This is a genomic window from Halorussus salinus (assembly GCF_004765815.2).
In the GTDB taxonomy this organism is placed as follows: domain Archaea; phylum Halobacteriota; class Halobacteria; order Halobacteriales; family Haladaptataceae; genus Halorussus; species Halorussus salinus.
Genome location: NZ_ML974129.1, coordinates 141,629 through 153,822, shown reverse-complemented (window position 1 = coordinate 153,822; position 12,194 = coordinate 141,629). Strand labels below are relative to the sequence as shown.

Here is a 12,194-nt window from a genome sequence, read left to right as displayed (position 1 = left end):
CGTTCTCGCAGTCTTCGCGCTACTGCGTCGTGACGCTACTTCCGGTCTCGCGTTGTTCTTCAGTCAGTTCGTCCAGCAGGACTTCGAGGAACGGACCGGGATGCTCGGCGTGGGGCAGGAGTTTCGCCTCGTCGAACACGACGAGTTTCGCGTCCGCTCGCTCGGCTAGCTCCTCGCCCTCCTCCAGCGGCGAGACCGTCGCGTCGCGGCCCCAGACGATGGTGACGGGGATGTCGAGTCGCGCGAGTTCGTCCCCGAGGTCAACGTCGGGGTCGAGGTAGCCCGAGACGAACGAAGCGGGCGCGAATCGCGCGCCGGGTTGGTGGGCGGTCTCCCACTGGTAGTCCACGTCCCGCTCGGTGTAGGACGCCTCCGTCGAGTACGCCTCCCGATTGTCGAAGAAGTGCAGCGACCGCTTGCTCGTGAGGAGGTTGAACAGCCCTTGCCCGACCAGCGGCGACCGGAACAGCGACCGGAGCCACGTCCGGCGCGGGCCGGTGTCGCCGGTCGGCGCGACCAACACGAGGCGCGTGAACGGACTCGACTGGTGTTGGGCCAGCGTCGCGTAGGCCCCCGACAGCGAGGTGGCGACGCAGGCCGCGTCGTCGGTCATGTCCTCCGCGAAGTCCGTGACGAAGGCGGTGTAGAGCGCCGCGGAGTAGGTCAGCGGCGGGCGGTCCGAGCGCCCGAAGCCCGGCAGGTCGGGCGCGATTACGTGGTGGGTCTTGGCGAGTTTGTCGAAAATCTGGTCGAACTCCTTGTTCGAGGCGGCGGCGTGGACCCCGTGCAAGAGGAGTACGTCGGGGTCGTCGGGGTCGCCAGCCTCGGTGTAGGCCACGTCGAAGCCCCGCCAGCGGTAGGTGCCCTGTTCGCCCTCCAAGGCGGGGTCTAACTCGCCCGTTTTCCACGAGAGCAGTCTGTTGCCGAGCGCGGCGGCTCCGAGGCCACCGGCGACTCCGGCCGCGAGCTTTCGTAGCTTCATACCCGAATCTTCGCTGTCGGGAAAGTTAGCCGTTGTGCCGCAGGTCGGTCACTCCGCCGGGTCAGATTCGTCGCTCGCGTCCTATTCGCTGTTCCCGTTCGATTCGTCGCTCGCGTTCGCGTCCGTCGCCACGCCTAACTGCTCGTAGAGGAACGCCCAGCGGTCCAGTTGCTCGGCGACCACCATCGAGGTGGACTTGCCAGCGCCGTGGCCCGTGTCGGTCTCGGTCCGGAGGAGAACCGGGTTCTCGCCCGTGTTCGCGGCCTGCATCCGGGCGGTCATCTTCCGGGCGTGACCGGGGTGGACGCGAGTGTCGCCCGCGGCGGTCTCGAAGTAGACGGCCGGATACGCGCGCTCGGAGACGTTGTGGTACGGCGAGTACTCCCGGAGGTACCGAAAGTCGTCGGGGTCGTCGGGCGACCCGTACTCGTTGGTCCACGACTCGCCGAGCAGGAACTCGTGGAATCGGAGCATGTCCAGAAGCGGGACCCCGCAGGACGCCGCGCCGAAGAGGTCCGGGCGCTGGGTAATCGCCGCACCGACCAGCAGGCCGCCGTTCGACCGGCCCATCGCGGCGAGTCGTTCGGGGCGGGTGTACTCCCGGTCTATCAACCCCTCGGCGACCGCGTAGAAGTCGTCGAAGACGTTCTGCTTGCGCTCGTGCGTTCCGGCGCGGTGCCACTCCTCGCCGTACTCCGTGCCTCCTCGGAGGTTCGCCTGCACGTAGACGCCGCCGTCTTCGAGGAAGGGGACGCGAAACCGGTCGTAACTCGGCGTGAGGCTGAGGCGGAACCCGCCGTAGCCGTAGAGGACCGTCGGGTTGTCGCCGTCGCGTTCGAGGCCCTCGCGGTGGACGACGAACGCCGGAACCTCGGTGCCGTCCGCCGACTCGAAGAACTGCTGTTCGACCACGAGGTCGAGACCCGAGTCGCCCGCCGACTCCGAGTCGGTCCCGGACTCGGGGGTCGAGTCGAGGCGGGAACCGAAGTCCGCTTCGGGGTCGCGCTCGCTCACGACCGTCGTCTCGGCGGTGTCGGTCCGGCCGAGAGCGACCCACGGCGGGCGGTCGAACGTCTGGGCGTGGAAACAGAACTCTGGCGCGTCGGGATTCCCGGTCAAGCCGCCGCGGCTGACCGCGGCGTGGTCCGGCAGGGAAACGTCGTGTCGGTGGACCGCCGCGGAGTCCTCGGTCGGCCGCTGGTCGCGGTCGTAGACCGACAGCGACGACGAGGCGTCGCGCTGTCGATGGACGACCAGCGCGTCGCCCGCGACGGCGAAGTCGGTCAGGGTCTCCTCGCACTCGGGGACGACTTCGGCGAGGTCGTCGGGGTCGGCCGCCGACGAGTCCGCGTCGCAGGCGAGGAGCCGCGAGTTCGGGGCGTCGTAGTCCGTCCGGAAGTACGCCGTCCCGTCGGCGACCGCAAACCGGAACGACGCGTCGGTCTCGGCGACGAGTCGGACTAACTCGCCCTCGTCGGGGGCCGAGTCGTCGCGCTCCCAACGGTACACGTCCGAGTGCGTCCAGCCCTCGTGGTAGGCGACGACGAGCGTCCCGTCGGTGTAGCCGAGTTGCGGCCAGACGTGTTCGCCCACGTCGTCGGTCAGAACCGGGTCCGAGTCGGCGTCGGACTCGGGAGTCTCCCCGCCGCTATCACCGGTCCCCTCGCCCGCGACCTCGTGGTACCGAATCTGCTTGTCCAACTGGGTGCCATCGTCGGCGGACCCGGTAGTCACGTAGTAGAATCCCTCGTCGGTCCACGCGAACCCGTCGGGTCCGGTCCGGCCGCAGTTGCGGACGACTTCCACGGTCTCGCCGGTTTCGGCGTCGAGGAGAACCACGTCGTACTGCTCTCGACCGCCCTCGGCCCGTCCGTAGGCGACTCGCGCACCGTCGGGGGAGGGCACGAACCAGTCCAGCGAGTCGGTCTCGGGCCACTCGTTCGGGTCCGCGAGGACGGTCGGCTCGGCGTCCAAATCGGGTCGGAAACAGAGCTTCGGGTGGTCCTCGTCGGCGGCCTCGACGCGTTGGAAATACCCTCGCTCGCGGGGCGTGACGACGCCGTACGCTCGGACTTCGGCGCGGGCCTCGAACCGCGGCGCGAGGTCGTCGCGGACCGGCCCCCGGAGGTGGTCGTCGGCGTAGTCGTTCTGGCGCTCGACCCACGCCCGGACCTCATCAGTGTCCTCTTCCAGCCAGCGGTAGGGGTCGCGTATCTCCTCGCCGTGTAGCTCCTCGACGACTTCGCGGCGCTCGCTCTCGGGCGGGTCGGACATGGACGTGATTGGTTCGGCCTTCGTACATAAACTTCGGGGCACGGGCAAACCGGACGACGAGAATCCGCATCGCCAAAGCCTCGGACGACTCCCGTCGGCGACCGGTCGGCTTCGCAAACGAATTAACCTCCCGTCAGAAACCCCTCTACATGGTCGTTTCGAGCGCTCCGGGCAAGGTCTACCTGTTCGGAGAACACGCGGTCGTCTACGGCGAACCGGCGGTCCCCTGCGCCATCGAGCGCCGAGCGCGGGTCTCCGTCGAAGCGCGCGACGACGACCGCATCCGAGTCCACGCCGAGGACCTGAGTCTCAACGGGTTCACGGTCGAGTACAGCGACGGCAGCGACGGCGGCCCCGACGTGGACGTGACCGAGTCGCTGGTGCAGGCCGGAATCGGGTACATCGACGCCGCGGTCGAGCAGGCGCGCGACGCCGCGGGCCGCCCCGAGGCCGGTTTCGACATCACCGTCGAGAGCGAGATTCCCCTCGGCGCGGGACTGGGTTCGTCGGCCGCGGTCACGGCCGCGGGCATCGACGCCGGGACCCGCGAGTTGGGCGTCGAACTCTCGGCAAAAGAGGTCGCCGAGCGGGCCTATCAGGCGGAACTGGAGGTCCAGAACGGCGAGGCGTCGCGCGCGGACACCTTCTGCTCGGCGACGGGCGGCGCGGTCCGCGTCGAGGGCGACGACTGCCGGGCCATCGAGGCCCCGGACCTGCCGTTCGTCATCGGGTTCGACGGCGGCGCGGGCGACACCGGACAGCTCGTGGCGGGCGTCCGGGCGCTCCGCGAGGAGTACGAGTTCGCGGCGGATACCGTCGAGAGCATCGGCGACATCGTGCGCTCGGGCGAGGAGGCCCTCGCCGCGGGCGACGTGGCGGAGTTGGGCGAACTGATGAACTTCAACCACGGCCTGCTGGAGGCCCTCGGGGTCTCCTCGCGGTCGCTCGACCAGATGGTCTGGGCCGCGAGGGACGCGGGCGCTCACGGTGCCAAGCTGACCGGCGCGGGCGGCGGCGGCTGTATCGTCGCGCTCGATCCGACTGACAGCACCGAGACCGCGCTCCGGTACACGCCCGGTTGCGAGGACGCCTTCCGGGCGGAACTGGACACCGACGGCGTTCGCGTGGAGGAGGCCTGAGATGGCGGGACGCGAGTCCGGGACGACCGTCGTCAAACTCGGCGGGAGCGTAATTACGGACAAGGACCGACCGGAAGCACTCGACGGTCCCGCGCTGGACCGCGCGGCGGACGCCATCGCCGACGCGCTCGCGAGCGGCGACGTGTCGGACCTCGTGGTCGTCCACGGCGGCGGGAGCTTCGGCCACCACCACGCCAGCGACCACGGCGTCTCGAAGACCGAGGGGTCGGGCGACGCCGCCGCGGCGGTCGAGATTCACGGCGCGATGAAGACCCTGAACGACTTCGTGCTGGCGCGCCTCCACGACCGCGACGTGCCCGCGGTGCCGGTCCACCCCTTCTCGGCGGCCTCGCGGGACGAGGCGGCCGAACTCACCGTCATGACAGAGCAAGTCGAGACCATGCTCGGCGAGGAGTTCGTCCCGGTCCTCCACGGCGACGTGGTGGCCCACGCGGGCGAGGGCGTGACCATCCTCTCGGGCGACGAGGTGGTCACGGCCGTCGCCGAGGGCATCGACGCCGAGCGCGTGGGCTTCTGCTCGACCGTGCCGGGCGTGCTGGACGACGAAGACGACGTGATTCCGGAAATCCGGTCCTACGAGGAGGTCGTCCGATTCCTCGGCGAGAGCGACGCGACCGACGTGACCGGCGGGATGGCCGGGAAGGTCCGGGCCTTACTGGATCTCGGCGCGCCCGCGACCGTCTTCGGTCCCGACGCCCTCCGGGAGTTCCTCGCGGGCGAGGACCCCGGCACGCGAATCGACGGGTAGTAACGACGCTGGCGAGAAACGAGTATCTTCATTTTTCGACCCGGCGCGTGCTGGCGCGACGCCCGTAGGCGTCGCGCCTACACGCGCGAGGGATGAGTAGCGCAACGGAGTGAGCAACGCAATCGGTTGGGGAGGACGTGGTGCGGTGCTGTGCAGTCGCGGTAACTCCTTTTTGTCGGCAGTAGCTAACTTCCCTCGACAAACCACCTCGTATCGTGCGGCGACAACAGTAGCTAGCTTCGTCAAGTTCACCGAATTGCAGAAAACGGCGTCAAATCACAACCGTTCATCCACGTGGTCTGCCATCTTCAGAGATAAAGCCGCGATGGTCAGCGTCGGGTTCAGCGCCCCGCTGGTCCGGAAGACGCTCGAAGACGCCACCGACAAATTCGCCAAATCGTGCGTCCGCAGTTGCGCGTTCACCACGCTCTCCTCGGAATTCGAACCCATCCGGGTCGTGCCCATGTGGTGAAACGCCGGACCCGTACTCTCCGGTCCCACGGTCCACGACACGTCCACGCCCAACTCGTCCAGAATCCGGTGCTGAATCTCGTTGGCGCGCCGGAGCGACGATTTCGTCCGGGCGTCCACGCGCCAGTGAATCTCGGGCACCGGATTCCCGTGGTCGTCGGTCGTGGAGGAGTCCAGTGTAATCCGGTTCTCCTTCCGGGGGCGCTGGCCGACCAGTCCGCCCATCGCGATGGAGTTGCCGTAGCCCTCGCGCAGGGTGTCGAGGAGGTCGTCGCCGAACTCCTCGCCGGTGAGCGCCATCTCGACCGGCGAGGGTCCGGCGTAGTTCAGGAACTCCAGTTTGATGCTGTCTGGCTTCGGTTCCTCCTTTTCTCCCGACCACTCGGGCACGCCGCCCGCGCTCCCCTCGGTCCCGCGCGTCGGGTCGTCGTAGAACTGGTGGCACTCGCTGGTGATGAATCCGACGTGGTTCTGGCGCGTTTCCGTGTCGAGCGTGCCGCCGGACCCCGCGAACAGGTGGTCCATGAAGTACCGGCCGACCGCGCCCGAGGAGTTCGCCAGTCCGTCGGGGTACTCCTCGGACTTCGACAGGAGCAGGAGGCGCGGAATCTCGACGCCGCCCGCCGCGAGGACGAACTCGCGGGCCGCCTGTCGGTGGGTCTCGCCGTCGGGCGTGGCGTAGACCGCCGCGGTGACGCGCTCGCCCGCGTCGTCGTGTTCGAGACGTTGGACCGGCGCGCGGGTGACGACGCGGACGCCGGACTCCTCGGCCTTCTCGACGTGGTGGTCCGCGGAGTACTTCGCGCCGGAGGGACAGACCGGCTTGCAGGTGCCGTAGCCGACGCACGCGCTCCGGTCGTCGTAGCCCTCCGAGTTGCGCGCGTTGGGCACCGAGTGCATCGTGACGCCGAGTCGTTCGCAGGCCTCCGCGAAGATGGAGTCGCTGTAGGAGGGCGGAAAGGCCGGGAGGGGATACGGCTCGTCGCGGGGCGGCGCGTAGGGGTTGTCGGCCGCGCCAGCGACCCCCAAGGCTCGCTCGGCCTCGGCGTAGTAGGGCCGGAGGTCGTCGTAGTCGATGGGCCACGACGCGAAGTCCTCCTCGTGAAAGCGCATCACCATCCCCTGCCAGTGGAGCGTCGTCCCCCCGACGCCCTTGACGCGGGCGGCGTTCAGCGGGTAGAACCACTCGCCCGCCGACGAGAACCGGTCGCGTTCCCCGCCCATCTCCCAGACCGACAGCGGGCCGTGGGCCGGGCGAATCGCGCGTTCCATCCGGCGTTGTCGGTCCTCGAAGTCGAAGCGTTCCCCGGCTTCTAGAATCACCACGTCGTGGCCCTCCTCGGCGAGGCGGTGGGCCGCGAGCGCGCCCGCCGGGCCAGCGCCGACGATGCACACGTCTGCGCCTTCGGAAGGCGTTCGGTCCGTCATCTCGAATCCCCACCTTCTCTCGGGCCGCGCTGATAGCTCGTAGCGCCGCCGGGGTGGCCCTGCGGGTTCTCGATGCCGACCAGCTTTCCGCCGGTCGGCGAGGAGTACAGCGCGTACAGCAGTTCGTTGACCAGATAGTAGCGCACGCGGTCGGCGTCCGCGCCCTCGGGGGCCGGACTCGCCGTATCGACGCCCATCTGGTCGAGGAGCGTCGCGCGCGTCTCGGCGTCCAACGCTCGGAAGTCGTCGTCGAACCACGACTTCGAGTACTCGTCGAGCGTGTCGAGCGCCTCGACCATCCCCTCGCGGTAGTCCGGGCGCTCCTCGACCCGACCGAGCGCGTACGTCCGGACGAACTCCTCGACGCCCGAGAGTTCGGTGGGGTAGACCACCTCGGCGACCGCGAGGAGCGACGCCATGCGCTCCTCGGGAGCGGCGTCGGTCGAGGAGGCTCCTCGGCCGTCGGCGAAGGGGTTGCCCTCCAACAGCGCCCCGGTGCCGACCGCGACGCCGCCAGCGGCCAGCGCGGCCAGCGCGTCCCGGCGAGTCAGTTCCATTCGAGCGAAGTTAGGCCAGCCTAAAACTTAGGGGTTGCCATGTCGAGTCGGTGCGTCCGGACTCCGCCGACGGCAACTTGTGAGAGGAGAAACATTTACCACGACCGACCGCGAATCGCTACTCAACGAGTGAACATGTACGAACTCCTCCGGTCGGCCAGTCGGTTTCTGGACGACCACTGGGTGCTGAAGTGGTTCGTCGTCCCGATACTGTTCATGGCCTCGATGCTGTTCGGCCTCAGTCTCGTGTTGACCCCGACGGCGACCGAGAGCGCCCAGTTGGGCGGCCTGTTCGTCGGCTTCTCGCTGGCGGTCGTCGGCGTCGGTCTCGTCCTCGACTGGGTGGTCCGCCGGGCGACCGGGTGGAATCTGCTGGCGTCGAACCGTGAACGCGAGCGCAAGCGCGACCGCGGTTGACGGCTCCCGTCGCGCTCGACGCCAACACCCTTTAAGTGTAAACCGGGCGTATCTTCGCCCGCAAATGAATCTCACTTGGTACGGCCATTCGACGTGGCACGTCGAGGTAGACGACACCGAGTTGCTCATCGACCCCTTCTTCGACAACCCGAAAACGGAGACCGACCCCGAGGAGCTAGACCCGGACTACCTCCTGCTCACGCACGGCCACGCCGACCACATCGGCGACGTGGACCGCTACGAGGGCACGAAACTGGTCGCCACGCCCGAAGTCGTGGAGTACTGCCGCGACGAGTTCGGCGACTTCGAGGCGGTCGGCGGGATGGGGATGAACCTCGGCGGGACCGTCGAGTGCGACGACGCCTTCGTCACGATGGTCCGGGCCGACCACACCAACGGGATGGACACCAGCTACGGCACCTCCGGGGGCATGCCCGGTGGCTTCGTCATCAGTGACACCAAGCCGACGCAGGTCAGCGACGAGGAGAGCCGGACCTTCTACCACGCTGGGGACACCTCGCTCCAGACGGAGATGCGCGACGTAATCGGCCCGTACCTCGAACCCGACGCCGCCGCGGTGCCCATCGGCGACCACTTCACGATGGGACCGATGCAGGCCGCCATCGCGGTCGATTGGGTGGACGCCGACTACGCCTTCCCGATGCACTACGACACGTTCCCGCCCATCGAGCAGGACCCCGAGGACTTCCGGAACGAAGTCAAGGGCACCGGTAGCGACGCCGAGGTCCGGATTCTAGAGGGCGAGGAGGCGTTCGACCTCGCCGACGAACTGGACTACTGACGGCCGACCGCGTTCTGCGTTCCTTTCCAGTGAACATATTTAGACATATATAGCAATCATAGAAACCGTAAACCGGCCGTCGTGTCGCTTCTCGGGCATGGAGCGACGATGCGTCGAGTAGCCCGCTTTCTCGTCGGGGTCGCGCTCGGCGGCGGCGCGTTCGCGGCGTACCTCTGGTTCGTCGGCGTGGACAGCGTCGTCGAGCGAGCGACCGCCATCGCGCCGTGGGCGATTCCCGTCGTGGTCGCGCTCGTCGTCGCGGAGGGACTGGCCGACGGCATCGGCGTCTGGGCCTCGGTGAAGCCGCTCGGTCGGGGACTCTCTCCTCGGCAGGCCGTCCAGTTCGCGCTCGCGGGTGACTTCTTCGACACGCTGAGTCCCGCCGGACCGGTCAGTTCCGAACCCATCATGGCGCGCTTCATCGGCGTCACGACCGGGACGACCTACAGCGAGGCGCTCGGGGTCCGGGGCGTCGCCAAGTACGTCAAATCGGGGAGCCAAATCCTCGTCTCGACCCTCCTCGCGGTCCTTCTCCTGCTGGGCACGCCCGACGCGCGGTTCGTCGTCGTCACGTTGGGCGGGTCGCTGGTCGGTCTCGTCGCGGTCGGCGGCCTCGTCGTCCGGTTGCGCGAGCAGTTGTCGGGCGCACTGGTCGCACTCGTCGGGCCGGTCGTCCGCCTGATTTCGTCGCTCTACCGCGAGACACCCCACGACCGGTCGGCGGTCGAGGAGGCCCTCGACCGGTTCTGGTCGCGGGTCGTCCAGTTCCGGGACGCGCCGCGACTGCTCGCGCTGGTCGGTGTCGGGGGCGTCTTCGAACAACTGCTGACCGCGAGCGCGCTCTGGGTCGCGCTCGCCGGAACCGGGACGCCGGTCGCCCTCCTCCCCATCGTCGCGCTGATGCCACTCCCGCAGGTCGCCAGCGTCGTGCCGGTCCCGGCGAGCATCGGCGCGTACGACGTGCTTCTCGGCGGCGCGCTCGTCGTCGTCACCGGCGCACCGGCCTCGGCGGCCGCCGCCGCGGTGCTGGTCGTCCGGACCGTCAGCCTGCCGTTCGGCCTCTCGGCGGGCGGCCTCTCGGTCGCGTTCCTGCGCGGGTGGTCTCCTCGGGCGTGAGTCAGACGCCGACTCCGCGAGTGCGACCGATTCGCGTGGTAATCCCCGACATGAGCAAGCCTTAGGGGTCTGGCGGGCGTCGTCCCGGACGCATGACGAAAGAAGTCACAACTGTCTCCGAGGAGGGATACACGGCCGAGAACCAGATTCGAGACTTCGAGGTCACCATCGACGCGACGGGCGAGGAGGCCCCCGACACGCTCGAATCCCTGCTGGCGGCCTACGGTTCCTGTTACGTTCCGGCGCTCCGCGTCGGCGGCGAACAGCGCGACGTAGGCGACCTCGGTCGCATCGAAATCGACGTGAGCGGCGACCTCAACGACGACGACAAACTCGCGGCGGTCCAGTTCACCGTCAAGACCGAGGCCGAGATGGACGACGACGAGGCCGAGAAGGTCGTCGAGCGCGCCGACGAACTCTGCAAGGTCCACGACGCGCTGAAGACCGACCTCGAAGCCAGCGTGACCGTCGAGAGCGGCGCGTTCTGAGGCGACTCGCCGGACCGCGACGGAGCATTCCTTTTCTTCGAATCGAGGACGCGGCAGACGACCGACCCGCGAGCGGGCGAGGCTTTCTGAGACCTCTCGCCTACAGTTCGAGTGGTGGCGACTATCAGCAATTAGACGACCACCGCACCTCGAAGACAGAGGAGTAGGAAAACCCTCATACTCCCCGGAACCCAACGCTACGGACATGACCGAACGCGCGTGGCAGGACCTCATCGTCGGCGACCGGATGGCGGTAGACCAAGAGTTCTCCCAACAGGTGACGGACTCGCAGTTCTCCCGCCAAGAGTGGGGACTCATCATGACCGCCGTCGAGTTCGAAATCGAGAACCCCGACGACGCCGAACGGGCCCGCATCGTCGCCGACACCGCGAAGATAGAGCAGGTGATGCCCGAGCTAGAGAACATCCGCAACCAGATGAACTCGGTCGCGGGCGGCGGTGGCGGCGCGGGAGGCGGCGGCGCAGGCGGCGGTGGCGGCGTCTTCGACTCCGTGAAGGACGCGCTCGGCCTCGGCGGTGGCGGCGACGGCGTGGACGACGACCGGCTCGAAGCGGCCAGCCGACTCGCGCAGGAGTACGCCAGCGAACTCCAACAGCGCCTCGAATCGCAGGGCAAGTGGAACCGCGTCCGCGAGGCCGCCAGCGAGTGACGGGCGGAGATACCGAGGAGTCCGGCGGGTCCGGAGCCACGCGGTCGCGCGGCTCCTCGCGGTTCGCGCCGGGCGCGTGGCGCTACGCCCTGCTGGCGCTCGCGCTGGCGGTTCCCGCCGCGCTCCTCGCGCGGTCGAAGCGGTGGACCCGGCGGTTGGGACTGGCGGGGCCGCTCCTGAGCGTGGGCGCTCTCGTCTTTCACCGCGACCCCGACCGGAGTCCGCCCGAGTCGGGGCCTGTCGCGCCCGCCGACGGACGAGTGTCGGTGATTCGGGAGGAGGAACACGAGTCGAACGAGAGACGCGACGAGTCGAGCGCCGGACGCGACGAATCGAACGCCGGACGCGACGAGTCCGCCGAGGAGACCGCCGACACTCGCGTCCGGGTCGGCGTCTTCATGAACGTCACGGACGTACACGTCAACCGGGCACCGCTCGGCGGTCGGGTCGAGACCGTCGAACACGAACCCGGCAAACACCGGCCCGCCTTCTCCAAGGAGTCGGACAACAACGAGAAAGTCCACGTCCGGTTCGCCGACCACGACGTGACGCTCATCGCGGGTGCGTTCGCCCGACGAATCCACCCCTACGTCGAACCGGGCGACGAACTCGACCGCGGCGACCGACTCGGCCACATCTCGTTCGGGAGTCGCGCGGACGTTCTCCTGCCGCCCGAGGTGGACCTCGCCGACGTTGCAGTCGAGCGCGGCCAGACGGTCCGGGCGGGCGAGACGAAACTCGTCCGGTAGCGCCGCGGCGAGACCTGTCGAGTATCAGTCGCCGCTGTGGAACAGCGTCATCTCCTCGGCCTCGTAGATGTTGATGAGTTCGTTGACGATCTCGTCGTAGGACTCGTCGTCCACCCGAAGCCCGTCGAGGCGCTCGATGGTCTCGTCGTCGAGTTGAATCTTGGGCATCGCCCCTCGAATACGCGGCCGAACCTCATAAGCGACGGGGACGACGGAGGTGACCGACGACCGACCCGAGCGGACGGCGGGGCGACCGCGGAATCGACCGACGACCCGCGGCTTTGACACCCCGGTCGCTTAAATTAGCGGGGCGGTTTCCGAATTAACGGGAT

Annotated in this window: 13 protein-coding genes; 8 read left to right on the top strand and 5 right to left on the bottom strand. The window is 68.4% G+C overall.

Features of this window, described 5'->3' with window-relative positions; translation table 11 throughout:
• Positions 1–19 precede the first annotated feature (19 nt).
• Together EPL00_RS12625 and EPL00_RS12620 are read right to left on the bottom strand one after the other, a co-directional pair.
• On the bottom strand, positions 20–982 hold the full coding sequence (locus tag EPL00_RS12625) for an alpha/beta fold hydrolase (RefSeq protein WP_135854519.1): 963 nt from the start codon (positions 980–982) through the stop codon (positions 20–22).
• 81 nt (positions 983–1,063) lie between these two features.
• Positions 1,064–3,256: a prolyl oligopeptidase family serine peptidase gene (locus tag EPL00_RS12620; protein WP_135854518.1), complete on the bottom strand. Its 2,193-nt coding sequence runs from the start codon at positions 3,254–3,256 to the stop codon at positions 1,064–1,066.
• Between the two features lie 149 nt (positions 3,257–3,405).
• On the opposite strand from EPL00_RS12620, the gene mvk reads away from it, so the two are divergent.
• Both mvk and EPL00_RS12610 read left to right on the top strand, forming a co-directional pair.
• Positions 3,406–4,395 carry a mevalonate kinase gene (gene mvk / locus EPL00_RS12615; RefSeq protein ID WP_135854517.1) on the top strand — a complete coding sequence of 330 codons (990 nt, stop codon included), beginning with the start codon at positions 3,406–3,408 and terminating at the stop codon, positions 4,393–4,395.
• A gap of 1 nt (position 4,396) precedes the next feature.
• Positions 4,397–5,164, top strand: coding sequence for an isopentenyl phosphate kinase (locus tag EPL00_RS12610; protein ID WP_135854516.1), 768 nt, complete (start codon positions 4,397–4,399; stop codon positions 5,162–5,164).
• 276 nt (positions 5,165–5,440) lie between these two features.
• Here the strand turns inward: EPL00_RS12610 and EPL00_RS12605 are convergent, their stop codons facing one another.
• Together EPL00_RS12605 and EPL00_RS12600 are read right to left on the bottom strand one after the other, a co-directional pair.
• The gene (locus EPL00_RS12605; RefSeq protein ID WP_135854515.1) at positions 5,441–7,063 is read right to left on the bottom strand and encodes a GMC family oxidoreductase; all 1,623 of its coding nucleotides are present in this window, start codon (positions 7,061–7,063) and stop codon (positions 5,441–5,443) included.
• Positions 7,060–7,620, bottom strand: coding sequence for a gluconate 2-dehydrogenase subunit 3 family protein (locus EPL00_RS12600; RefSeq protein WP_135854514.1), 561 nt, complete (start codon positions 7,618–7,620; stop codon positions 7,060–7,062). Before EPL00_RS12600 ends, EPL00_RS12605 begins: the two co-directional genes overlap by 4 nt.
• A 129-nt stretch (positions 7,621–7,749) precedes the next feature.
• Here EPL00_RS12600 and EPL00_RS12595 point away from each other — a divergent pair, with 129 nt between their 5' ends.
• From EPL00_RS12595 to EPL00_RS12570, 6 genes are all read left to right on the top strand, one after another.
• A complete protein-coding gene (locus EPL00_RS12595; protein ID WP_135854513.1) occupies positions 7,750–8,037 on the top strand; it encodes a hypothetical protein in 288 nt (95 codons plus the stop codon).
• Positions 8,038–8,101: 64 nt separating this feature from the next.
• On the top strand, positions 8,102–8,839 hold the full coding sequence (locus EPL00_RS12590) for a metal-dependent hydrolase (RefSeq protein ID WP_135854512.1): 738 nt from the start codon (positions 8,102–8,104) through the stop codon (positions 8,837–8,839).
• Positions 8,840–8,947: 108 nt separating this feature from the next.
• Positions 8,948–9,955, top strand: a complete 1,008-nt coding sequence (locus EPL00_RS12585) for a lysylphosphatidylglycerol synthase domain-containing protein (RefSeq protein WP_135854511.1) — start codon at positions 8,948–8,950, stop codon at positions 9,953–9,955.
• Positions 9,956–10,047: 92 nt separating this feature from the next.
• On the top strand, positions 10,048–10,443 hold the full coding sequence (locus EPL00_RS12580) for an OsmC family protein (RefSeq protein ID WP_135854510.1): 396 nt from the start codon (positions 10,048–10,050) through the stop codon (positions 10,441–10,443).
• Positions 10,444–10,648: 205 nt separating this feature from the next.
• Positions 10,649–11,113 (top strand): DUF5799 family protein, encoded by a 465-nt coding sequence (locus tag EPL00_RS12575; RefSeq protein ID WP_135854509.1) that lies wholly within the window; start codon positions 10,649–10,651, stop codon positions 11,111–11,113.
• The gene (locus EPL00_RS12570; RefSeq protein WP_238398194.1) at positions 11,110–11,862 is read left to right on the top strand and encodes a phosphatidylserine decarboxylase; all 753 of its coding nucleotides are present in this window, start codon (positions 11,110–11,112) and stop codon (positions 11,860–11,862) included. Before EPL00_RS12575 ends, EPL00_RS12570 begins: the two co-directional genes overlap by 4 nt.
• Positions 11,863–11,886: 24 nt before the next feature.
• Here the strand turns inward: EPL00_RS12570 and EPL00_RS23555 are convergent, their stop codons facing one another.
• Complete coding sequence (locus tag EPL00_RS23555) at positions 11,887–12,030, bottom strand: DUF7557 family protein (protein WP_202932631.1); 144 nt, start codon at positions 12,028–12,030, stop codon at positions 11,887–11,889.
• Positions 12,031–12,194 lie beyond the last annotated feature (164 nt).